This is a genomic window from Streptomyces roseochromogenus subsp. oscitans DS 12.976 (genome assembly GCF_000497445.1).
Taxonomy (GTDB): Bacteria; Actinomycetota; Actinomycetes; order Streptomycetales; family Streptomycetaceae; genus Streptomyces; species Streptomyces oscitans.
In genome coordinates this window covers 5,168,487-5,176,922 of record NZ_CM002285.1, presented here as the reverse complement: position 1 = coordinate 5,176,922, position 8,436 = coordinate 5,168,487, and the positions used below count along the sequence as shown (strand labels likewise).

The 8,436-nt window shown below is 71.8% G+C and carries 9 protein-coding genes; 7 read left to right on the top strand and 2 right to left on the bottom strand.

What is annotated here, in order from left to right:
- Both M878_RS48510 and M878_RS72105 read left to right on the top strand, forming a co-directional pair.
- On the top strand, nt 1-229 hold a 229-nt coding region (locus M878_RS48510; protein WP_031225494.1), incomplete at its 5' end, for a WYL domain-containing protein.
- 62 nt (nt 230-291) lie between these two features.
- Nucleotides 292-1,935, top strand: coding sequence for a DNA repair helicase XPB (locus tag M878_RS72105; RefSeq protein ID WP_023549359.1), 1,644 nt, complete (start codon nt 292-294; stop codon nt 1,933-1,935).
- Nucleotides 1,936-1,959: 24 nt separating this feature from the next.
- On the opposite strand, the gene M878_RS72100 is transcribed toward M878_RS72105, so the two are convergent.
- Nucleotides 1,960-2,142: a hypothetical protein gene (locus M878_RS72100; protein ID WP_023549358.1), complete on the bottom strand. Its 183-nt coding sequence runs from the start codon at nt 2,140-2,142 to the stop codon at nt 1,960-1,962.
- Nucleotides 2,143-2,298: 156 nt separating this feature from the next.
- Here M878_RS72100 and M878_RS72095 point away from each other — a divergent pair, with 156 nt between their 5' ends.
- The 3 genes from M878_RS72095 to M878_RS98950 all read left to right on the top strand — a co-directional run bounded on the left by M878_RS72095 (nt 2,299) and on the right by M878_RS98950 (nt 5,639).
- Entirely contained in the window at nt 2,299-2,682 is a 384-nt protein-coding gene (locus tag M878_RS72095) for a hypothetical protein (protein ID WP_031225493.1), read from the top strand.
- Nucleotides 2,683-2,833: 151 nt separating this feature from the next.
- On the top strand, nt 2,834-4,894 hold the full coding sequence (locus M878_RS72090; protein WP_023549356.1) for a HelD family protein: 2,061 nt from the start codon (nt 2,834-2,836) through the stop codon (nt 4,892-4,894).
- Nucleotides 4,895-4,943: 49 nt separating this feature from the next.
- Nucleotides 4,944-5,639 (top strand): hypothetical protein, encoded by a 696-nt coding sequence (locus tag M878_RS98950; RefSeq protein ID WP_023549355.1) that lies wholly within the window; start codon nt 4,944-4,946, stop codon nt 5,637-5,639.
- A gap of 101 nt (nt 5,640-5,740) precedes the next feature.
- Here M878_RS98950 and M878_RS72085 read toward each other — a convergent pair whose 3' ends face one another.
- On the bottom strand, nt 5,741-6,433 hold the full coding sequence (locus M878_RS72085; protein WP_023549354.1) for a copper homeostasis protein CutC: 693 nt from the start codon (nt 6,431-6,433) through the stop codon (nt 5,741-5,743).
- Between the two features lie 224 nt (nt 6,434-6,657).
- Between M878_RS72085 and M878_RS72080 the strand changes: the two genes are divergently transcribed.
- Both M878_RS72080 and M878_RS72075 read left to right on the top strand, forming a co-directional pair.
- Entirely contained in the window at nt 6,658-7,305 is a 648-nt protein-coding gene (locus tag M878_RS72080) for an HD domain-containing protein (protein ID WP_031225491.1), read from the top strand.
- A gap of 52 nt (nt 7,306-7,357) precedes the next feature.
- On the top strand, nt 7,358-8,434 hold the full coding sequence (locus M878_RS72075; RefSeq protein WP_023549352.1) for a GNAT family N-acetyltransferase: 1,077 nt from the start codon (nt 7,358-7,360) through the stop codon (nt 8,432-8,434).
- The last annotated feature ends 2 nt before the right edge of the window (nt 8,435-8,436 follow it).

The window sequence follows — 8,436 nt, the reverse complement described above, 5'->3', positions numbered from 1 at the left end:
GCCCCGCACCTCCTCCGCCGAGACCCTGGCCACCATGCAGGCTGCCGTCCTGACCGGCGAGTCCCTCTGGATCGGCTACGTCAACGCCGAGGGCACCGCCAGCCAGCGCGTCATCGCCCCGGTCCGCGTCGAGGGCGGCTTCGTCACGGCCTACGACCACACGGCGGACGAGGTCCGCACCTATCCCCTGCACCGGATCACGGGGGTGGCGGAGCTGGCGGAGGACTGACCCTGATCATCGGCCAATAGGGCACACTGGACGTTTGGCCGTATGGAAAGGGTGTACCGCGCGTGAATGGTCCACTGATCGTCCAGTCCGACAAGACCCTGCTCCTGGAAGTCGACCACGAGCGGGCCGACGACTGTCGTCGGGCCATCGCGCCGTTCGCCGAGCTGGAGCGGGCGCCCGAGCACATTCACACCTACCGGGTCACGCCGCTCGGGCTGTGGAACGCGCGCGCCGCCGGGCATGACGCCGAGCAGGTGGTGGACGCGCTGGTGCAGTACAGCCGGTATCCGGTGCCGCACGCGCTGCTGGTCGACATCGCCGAGACCATGGACCGCTACGGCCGCCTGACCCTGTCCAAGCACCCCGCGCACGGGCTCGTGCTCACCACCACGGACCGGCCGGTGCTGGAGGAGGTGCTGAAGTCCAAGCGGATCGCCCCGCTGGTGGGGGCGCGGATCGACCCGGACTCGGTCGTCGTGCATCCGTCCGAGCGCGGGCAGATCAAGCAGGTGCTGCTGAAACTGGGCTGGCCGGCCGAGGATCTCGCCGGGTACGTCGACGGTGAGGCGCATCCGATCGAGCTGCTGGAGGAGGGCTGGGCGCTCAGGCCGTACCAGAAGCAGGCCGTGGAGAACTTCTGGCACGGCGGCAGCGGGGTGGTAGTGCTCCCGTGCGGCGCCGGGAAGACGCTGGTCGGCGCCGGTTCGATGGCCCAGGCGAAGTCCACCACCCTCATCCTCGTCACCAACACCGTCTCCGCCCGGCAGTGGAAGCACGAGCTGGTGAAGCGGACCTCGCTGACCGAGGACGAGATCGGTGAGTACAGCGGGACGAAGAAGGAGATCCGCCCGGTCACCATCGCCACCTACCAGGTGCTGACGACCAAGCGGAAGGGTGTCTACCCGCACCTGGAGCTGTTCGACTCCCGGGACTGGGGGCTGATCCTCTACGACGAGGTGCATCTGCTGCCGGCTCCCGTCTTCAAGTTCACCGCCGATCTGCAGGCACGGCGCAGGCTCGGTCTGACAGCCACCCTCGTCCGTGAGGACGGCCGCGAGTCGGACGTGTTCTCCCTCATCGGGCCGAAGCGGTTCGACGCGCCGTGGAAGGAGATCGAGGCGCAGGGGTACATCGCGCCGGCGGACTGTGTCGAGGTCCGGGTGAACCTCACCGACTCCGAGCGGCTGGCGTACGCGACCGCCGAGACGGAGGAGAAGTACCGCTTCTGTGCGACGACGGACACGAAGCGGAAGGTGACGGAGGCGATCGTGCGCCGGTTCGCCGGGCAGCAGATCCTCGTCATCGGCCAGTACATCGACCAACTCGACGAACTGGGCGAGCACTTGAACGCCCCCGTCATCAAGGGCGAGACGTCCAACGCCCAGCGCGAGAAGCTCTTCGACGCCTTCAGGGAAGGCGAGATCAGTGTGCTCGTCGTCTCCAAGGTCGCCAACTTCTCCATCGATCTGCCGGAGGCCACCGTCGCCATCCAGGTGTCCGGAACCTTCGGCTCCCGCCAGGAGGAGGCCCAGCGGCTCGGCCGGGTCCTGCGTCCGAAGGCCGACGGCCACCAGGCGCACTTCTACTCGGTCGTCGCCCGCGACACCATCGACCAGGACTTCGCCGCCCACCGCCAGCGCTTCCTGGCCGAACAGGGCTACGCCTACCGGATCGTGGACGCCGACGAGATCCTTGCGGAGAGCTGAGCCGACGGCCGGCCGAGGGAGCGGTCACCGACGGCGTATGCCCGCTTCCTCGCCGTACTCGCCGAGGATGATCACGTTGAACGCGGCCTCCGCGAACACCTTGATCGCGCGCAGGGCGTTGCCGAGCGGGTGATGGTGGGGCCCGTCGGCCGCCGTGGCACCGGACGGGGGTCGGGCGGGGGCCGGAGAGATGGTTGCTGCGCTCATGTCTCCATGGTGGATCGCCGGGCATGAGACCCGCATCGGTCTCCGGAGCCACTTCAGGACGCCTCGGACTAGGCCTCCGGGTCGACCCCGGCCCCTACTTCGGGGGGTCTGTGTCCCCTAGGGGCCAGGGCGCGGTGATCGTTCTAGAGTGCCGCCATGGGGAGCAGGCGCAGGGTCCGTCGCGTGGTGCTGGGCGGCACGGTGTACGGCTGGTGCTTCTGGCACCGGCACGATCGGGTGCGAGGCTACCCCGGGTGCAGCAGCACGGTGACGCTGTGGCGTCCCGGAAGCCGGGCCCGGCTGCGTCTGGTGTTCCGGCCGGCGTCCGACCGGATCATCGCCGACGGCTGCCACGACGAGGGCGCGGCGATACGTCTGCCGGACCGGGAGTACCTGAATCTCCACGAGCCGGGCAGCGTGCGGGCGTTGCTGGACGAGGCCCTGGCCCGTGGGCTGTTTCCGGCAGCGGGGCCGGTGGAGGCGGAGGTGGACGGCTGGCCCCTGTTCGACGCGGTCAGACCGCAGGGCACCGGGAGCTGAGACGCCGGGCGGGAAATTCATTGGCGCCGCCTGTGCGCCCTGACTAAAATCCTCTCTCTTGCCCGCCTCCCCCCTAGCGGAGTGCCGTCGCCCGGTCGGAAACCGTGCGGCATCGTCGTAGCCACCCAGCAGGCCCACCGGAGGCACCCCCTTGTCCGCGCCCGCCCACGAACCCCTCGAAGGCCCTGCCGACCCCCTCTCCCGAGAGCGTTCCCACCTCGCCTCCTCCCGTGCCGCGCTGCGTGCCATGCGTGAGGACGTGGAGTCGCTGGACATCCGGTACGCCACCGCGAACTGGGTCGACGCCCAGGTGCTGTCCCGCCAGATCGACGAGCGGATCAAGGCGCTGGCCGACCTCAGCGACACCCCGCTGTTCTTCGGCCGGCTGGATTACCTGCACGCACCGGGTGCGGATCAGGCCGAGGGTGCGGACGGCGAGCAGTTCTACATCGGGCGGCGGCATGTGCACGACGCCGGCGGCGACCCCATGGTCATCGACTGGCGTGCCCCGGTCTCGCAGCCGTTCTACCGGGCGTCCAAGAAGGACCCGATGGACATCGGGCTGCGCCGCCGCTTCGGCTACACCGGCGGCGATCTCACGGCCTACGAGGACGAGTATCTGTCCGACCCGGAGGAGACCGCGAAGGCCAGCAAGCTGCTCCAGCAGGAGATCGAGCGGCCGCGCGTCGGCCCCATGCGGGACATCGTCGCCACCATCCAGCCCGAGCAGGACGACATCGTCCGCAGCGGGCTGGACGGGACCGTGTGCGTACAGGGAGGCCCGGGGACCGGGAAGACCGCAGTCGGCCTGCACCGGGTCGCCTATCTCCTCTACGCCCACCGGGAGCGGCTCGCCCGCACCGGCACGCTCGTCATCGGACCGAACCGCTCCTTCCTGCACTACATCGAGCAAGTCCTGCCGGCCCTGGGCGAGTTGGCCGTGCAGCAGGCCACCGTGGACGACCTGGTGGCGCACGTGGAGGTGCGCGGCGCGGACGACGCGGCCGCGGCCGTGATCAAGGGTGACGCCCGGATGGCCGAGGTGCTGCGGCGGGCCCTGTACTCCCATGTGACCCTGCCGACGGAGGCGGTCGTGGTGGTGCGCGGCTCGCGCCGCTGGCGGGTGCCGTCGTACGAACTGGAGGAGATCGTCCGGGAGTTGCTGCAGCGGGACATCCGTTACGGCGCCGCCCGCGAGGCCCTGCCGCAGCGGATCGCGCACGCGGTGCTGGTGCAGATGGAGCGGGCCGGGGAGGCCCCGGACGACCGGGTGCAGGACGCCGTCGCCCGCAACAGCGCGGTGAAGGCGGTCGTGAAGGAGAGCTGGCCGGTGGTGGACCCGGCGAAGCTGGTCCTGCGGCTGCTGACGGACGCCGGCTTCCTCGCCGAGCACGCCGCGGGGGTCCTGGACGAGGACGAGCAGCGGACGATCCTGTGGGCCAAGCCGGTGCGCGGCGTGAAGTCGGCCAAGTGGTCGCCCGCGGACGCGGTGCTGATCGACGAGGCGGCGGATCTGATCCAGCGCACGCACTCGCTGGGCCATGTCGTCCTCGACGAGGCGCAGGACCTCTCCCCCATGCAGTACCGGGCCGTGGGGCGCCGCTGCACCACCGGCAGCGCGACCGTCCTCGGCGACCTGGCGCAGGGTACGACGCCCTGGGCGACCCGCAGCTGGGGCGAGGCGCTGGCCCATCTCGGCAAGCGCGAGGGCGTGATCGAGGAGCTGACGGCCGGTTTCCGCGTCCCCGCGGACGTCATCACGTACGCCTCCCGGCTCCTCCCGCACATCGCGCCCGGCCTCACACCGGTGGCCTCCGTCCGTGAGAACCCCGGTTTCTTCGAGGTCCGTACGACCGCGGGGACCGCCGAAGTCGTCGCCGCGTGCGAGGAGTTGCTGGCCAACGAGGGCTCGACGGGGCTGATCGCCGCCGACGCCCGTATCCCGGCCCTGTCCGAGGCCCTGACGGCGGCGGGGATCACCTGTCTCGCCCCCGGCGAGGAGACCACCCGTGAGACCCGCCTCACCCTGGTCCCGGCGTCGCTCGCCAAGGGTCTGGAGTACGACTACGTGGTCCTGGACGAGCCGCAGGCGGTGGTGGACGGCGAGCCGGACGAACGGACGGGTCTGCGGCGGCTGTATGTAGCGCTGACGCGTGCAGTGTCGGGGCTGATCGTGACGCACTCGGCCCCGGTACCGGCCCAGTTGGCCTGACGGCCTAGGGTGCTCTCCGGCTTGTCACGTCCCCATGGAAAGGCTCCCGTTGAGCACTCCCCCGCCTCCGCACCCCACGCACCACCAGTACCCCGGGCACCACCAGCAGGCGTCCGCCGGCTACGGCCAGGCTCCCTACGAGCCGGCGCCGGGCGGCTACGGTCAGGCTCCGTACCCGCAGACCCCCGGCGGCTACGAGCAGGCTCCCCACCCGCAGGCGCCGGCAGGCTACGGTCAGGCTCCGTACCCGCAGGCGCCCGCAGGCTACGGACAGGCTCCCCACCCGCAGATGCCCAGCGGCTACGGGCAGGCCGCGTACCAGCAGGCCCCCGGCGGGTACCCGGCCGCTCCCGCCATCGGGTGCGAGGTGTGCGGCGGGGTGCCCGCGGCGCCGGTGACGATCCGCGGCCACCAGGGCTTTCTGGTGATCATGCGGTTCCTGCGGCGAGAGGGCACCTTCTGCCGCTCCTGCGCTCTCGCCGTCTTCCGGAAGATGCAGGCGGACACCCTGGCGATGGGGTGGTGGGGTCCGATGTCGATGCTCATCACGCCCATCACGCTGCTGATCAACCTCTTCACCCTGTCCAGGATCCGCAAGCTCCCCGCAGCGGCCGCCGCCCAGCGCCCCGGGCTGGACCCGGGCCGCCCTGTGTTCGGGCGCCCGACCGGACTGGTGGGCATCGCCCCGCTCACCGCCTTCGCACTGCTGGTGCTCCTCGTACTCGTCGGGCTGGCGGCCGGCTGACGACGCCGACGGGGGCAGCTCCCCAAGGGACGCGGGGCCGCATTCGACATGCGGCTCCGCAAACGGCCCGCACCCGGCACGCGATCCGCATCCCGACGGCGCTACTCCGCGTCCAACGCCCTCCGCCACTCCCGCACAGCCCCCTCGGAAACCGCCCCCGCCCAACCCGCGGAGCGCGCCGCGCCGCCGATGTGGAACGCGTCGATCCCGGCGCTGCGCAGCGGCCGTACGTGTTCCAGGCGCAGGCCGCCGCCGACGAGGAGCGTCTGGTCGTAGCCCGGCTCCCCGCGCCGTCCCGCCTCGGCGACCAGCGTCGGCAGACCCTCGTCCACGCCGTCGGCGGCGCCCGCGGTCAGGTAGGTGTCCAGCCCCGGCAGGTCGGCGAGCTGCTTGCGCAGGGCGTCGCGGTCGGCGGCCCGGTCGATCGCCCGGTGGAAGGTCCACGCGCAGCCGTCCAGCGCGCCGACCACCCGCTCCACCGCCGGCAGGTCCACCCCGCCGTGCGCGTCGAGGAACCCGAGCACGAACTGGTCGGCGCCGGCCGCCCGCAGCTCCGCGGCCACTCCCACGAGCCGCTCCACGTCACCGGCCGCGAACCCGTCCGTGAGGCGGAGCATCACGCGCAGGTCGATGTCGACGGCGGCCCGGATCCCGGCGAAGACGGCCACCGACGGGGTCAGCCCGTCGGCCGCCATGTCGGTGACCAGTTCCAGGCGGTCCGCGCCTCCGGCCTGGGCGGCGACCGCGTCCTCGACGTCGAGAGCGATCACCTCCAGGACTGCACGCTTGCTCATGGCACCCCATTCCTCGGCATTCCTCGGCGCATACCGCCGACGGCTACAGGTCTAGTCCAATTCCAAGACTACGCCTGTACGGGAGCGCCCTCACCCGAAGATGCCCCCATCCGAAGATGCCGAGCTCCACCTCCCTGCACGCCGGCCGGCTCGTATCCGCCCGCGGGCGACCACCCCAGGGCCTGTCCCAGGTGCATCGGGTCGCCCGGCGGGAGAATGGCGGCATGGCCGACCTCGACGACCTGCGTTCCCGCTGGCTGCGCGCCCTGCTCGCGGTACGGGACGACGACTCCCGCGCCCCGGACCCGTACCGGTACGCCGACGCCCTGCTGCGCCGCTGGCAGGAGCCGCAGCGGCGGTACCACACCGTGGAGCACCTGGCGGCGGTCCTCGACCGTGTCGACGTACTGGAGGAGTACGCCGCCGATCCGGACGTCGTACGGCTGGCCGCCTGGTTCCACGATGCCGTGTATCTGCCCGAGCGGTCGGCGAACGAGGAGCGGTCCGCCCGGCTCGCCGAGCGTGCGCTGCCCGAGGCCGGGGTCTCACGGGACAGGACCGCCGAGGTGGCCCGGCTGGTGCGGCTCACCGTCACGCACGACCCGGCCGACGACGACCGCGACGGCCAGGTGCTGTGCGACGCCGACCTGGCGATCCTGGCCGCGTCCCCGTCGGCGTACGCCGCCTACACCGCCGAGGTGCGCGAGGAGTACCACTTCGTGCCGAACGACGCCTTCCGGCAGGGGCGTTCGGCGATTCTGCGTCAACTCCTCGACCTGCCACGGCTGTTCCGCACCCCGTACGGGCAGGAGCACTGGGAGGCCACCGCCCGCTACAACCTCTCGGCCGAGCTGGAAATGCTGTCGACCTGAGGGAAGGGGCCCCCTTAGGGTTCGCCCCATGCGAGCGACAAACGGGGATGACGTGATCGAGGCCGTGGCAGGCTGCACCGCGATGCTGCGCACGGCGGTGGACCGGGACTGGACGGCCGTCCCGGCCGGGCGGCTGGAGTGGGACTGCCACACCACCGCGGTCCATGTCGCCGACGACCTCGTCGCCTACGCCGCCAACCTGGCCGGACGCGCACAGGACGCCTACGTCCCCTTCGAGCTGACCCTCGACGAGGGCACCGACAACGCGGGCCTGCTGCACGTCATCGAGACGACCGGCGCCCTGCTCGCCGCCACCGTCCGCACCACCCCGCCCGGCGTCCGCGCCTTCCACCCCTACCCCTTCCGCAGCGCCGACCGGGTGGGCTTCGCCGCGATGGGCGTCGCCGAGGTGCTGCTCCACAGCCACGACATGGCGGAGGGCCTGGGCATCCCCTACGAGCCGCCGGCCGACCTCGCCGAGTCCGTCCTGACCTGCCTCTTCCCGCACGTCCAGCCCGGCCCCGCCCCTTGGCCGACCCTGCTGTGGGCCACCGGCCGCGGCGAGCTGCCAGGCCGCGCCCCGGTCACCGAGTGGCGCTGGCACAACAACCTCGTCATCCCCGCCGAGCGCCTCACCCTCACCGGCCTCCGCCCGGCCGCCGCCCGCGATCTGTCCCTGGGCGGTGACGGCGGCTTCGACTGGCTCAATGGCGAGCCGTACGAGGGCACCCGACAGGCCGCCTCCTTCCTGGTGAAGGCGTACGAAACCGGCGTGCACCGGCCGGAGTTCGGGGTCTTCGCACTCGTCCGGCACGAGGACGGCCGGGCGATCGGCGGCATCGGCTTCCACACCGCCCCGAACGAACAGGGCCGGGTGGAGATCGGCTACGACCTGGTCGAGGGTGCCCGGGGCCAGGGGTACGCCACCGAGGCGGTGCGCACCCTGACGGAGCAGGCGCTGGCCAGGGACGACGTCTCGATGGTCTTCGCGACGATCGAGCACGCCAACGTCCCCTCGCAGCGCGTGGTGTCCCGGGCCGGGTTCACCCGGGCGACCGTGGAGGAGGAGCGGGTCGCCCACGAGGAACACGGCATGGACACCGGGCTCCAGCTCTACATCCGCCGGTGAGG